3 protein-coding genes are annotated in these 1,703 nt (G+C 63.2%); all 3 read left to right on the top strand.

The genetic code is table 11. The features are described 5' to 3' along the window. Positions 1-657, top strand: a 657-nt coding sequence (locus AB0N75_RS18835) for an ABC transporter permease subunit (RefSeq protein ID WP_364652467.1), incomplete at its 5' end; no start/stop codon positions are given. Beyond that, positions 654-1,427, top strand: a complete 774-nt coding sequence (locus AB0N75_RS18840; RefSeq protein ID WP_364652468.1) for an ABC transporter permease — start codon at positions 654-656, stop codon at positions 1,425-1,427. The genes AB0N75_RS18835 and AB0N75_RS18840, both read left to right, overlap by 4 nt. Next, positions 1,417-1,703 (top strand): ATP-binding cassette domain-containing protein (locus tag AB0N75_RS18845; protein ID WP_364652469.1); only part of this gene is annotated, 287 nt, incomplete at its 3' end. The genes AB0N75_RS18840 and AB0N75_RS18845, both read left to right, overlap by 11 nt.

A 1,703-nucleotide genomic window follows, 5' to 3' on the forward strand; every position in this document is an offset into this window, starting at 1 on the left:
GTCATCGCGATGCTGTTCAACGACTTCGGGCTCACCGCTTTCTGGTTGGCCGTGGGCGAGACCATGCTGGCGTGGTTGCTCGGTCTGTTGATGGCCGTGCTGCTGGCAGTGGTGCTTGGGTTCATCATCGGTTCGTCCAACTTCCTGCGGAAGGTGACTAACTCCACGGTGGAGTTCCTGCGCCCGATCCCGTCGGTGGCGTTGATTCCGTTGGCCGTACTGCTGTTCGGCGTGAAGATCGAGTCTTCGCTGATGCTGATTGTGTACGCCTCGTTCTGGCAGGTCTTCATCCAGGTGCTCTACGGGGTAGCCGACGTGGACAACGTGGCGATGCAGACCGCGAAGTCCTACGGCCTGGGCCGGTTCGCCCGGGTCCGCTACGTGGTGTTCCCCACCGCGTTGCCGTACCTGATGACCGGTGTGCGGCTGGCGGCCGCGGTGGCGCTGATCCTGGCGATCACGGCCGAACTGGTGATCGGTTCGCCGGGGCTGGGCCGGGAAATCGCGCTGGCGCAGTCCGGCGGAGCGATTTCCGGCATGTATGCGCTGGTGTTGGCCACCGGTTTGATCGGCGTGCTGATCAACCTGTTGATGCGCTTCATTGAGCGCAAGACGTTGTCCTGGCATTCCTCCATCCGTTCCGAGGTGATCGTGTGAAAATCCTGAAAGGCATTGCCTACGGGCTGGCGCTGCCGGTCATCTTGGTCCTGATCTGGTGGGCCTCCACGCTGGGCACGACGAACTTCTTTGTTCCGACCCCGGCCACGCTCGCGGAAGCGTTCGCCGAGACCTGGTTCGGTGAGCGGATTATCACCGATGTGTTGCCCTCGATCGGCCGGCTGCTAGTCGGTGTGATTGCCGCGATCGTGATCGGTATTGCTGCCGGCCTGCTGATCGGTTCGGTCAAGTGGCTGCGTGACTTCACCGAGCCGGTGCTGGAGTTCTTCCGGGCGATCCCGCCGCCGGTGCTGATTCCGGTGCTGATGCTGCTGATGGGCATCACCGACTCGATGAAGGTTGTGGTCATCATTTCCGGCTGCATCTGGCCGGTGCTGCTGAACACCATTGAAGGCGTCCGCGCGATTGACTCGGTGCTTTCGGACTCGGCCCACACCTACGGGATCGGCGGTTGGGCCCGGGTGCGTTACCTGGTGCTGCCCTCGGCCGGCCCGCAGATCATGGCCGGCGTCCGCCAGTGCCTGTCGATCGGTTTGATCCTGATGGTCATTTCCGAAATGTTCGCCTCGTCCTCGGGGCTGGGCTTTACCATCGTGCAGTTCCAGCGTTCCTTTGCGATTCCGGAGATGTGGTCCGGCATTGTGGTGCTGGGCCTGATCGGTGTTGCCATGTCATTCATCTTCCAATGGACCGAGCGCAAGATCCTGCGCTGGTACCACGGCCTGCGAGAGGTAGAAAATGCAGCCTGAAACCACTCCCGTTACCACCGGCAGGACCCTGCCCGAAGGCCAGGCCATGCTCTCGGTCCGCGGCGTCAAGAAGGTCTACCACACCGACGGCGGCGACATCGAGGCGGTGCGCAACCTGACCTTCGACCTGAAGGCCGGGGAGCTGGCCTGCCTGGTGGGCCCGTCCGGTTCGGGCAAGACCACTCTGCTCAAGTGCATCTCGGGCCTGATGGCCCCCACCGAGGGCGAGGTGCTGCTGGACGGCGCCCGGGTGACCGGGCCGCCGAAGAAGATGGC

Source organism: Arthrobacter sp. NPDC089319, assembly GCF_040684925.1.
GTDB lineage: Bacteria > Actinomycetota > Actinomycetes > Actinomycetales > Micrococcaceae > Crystallibacter.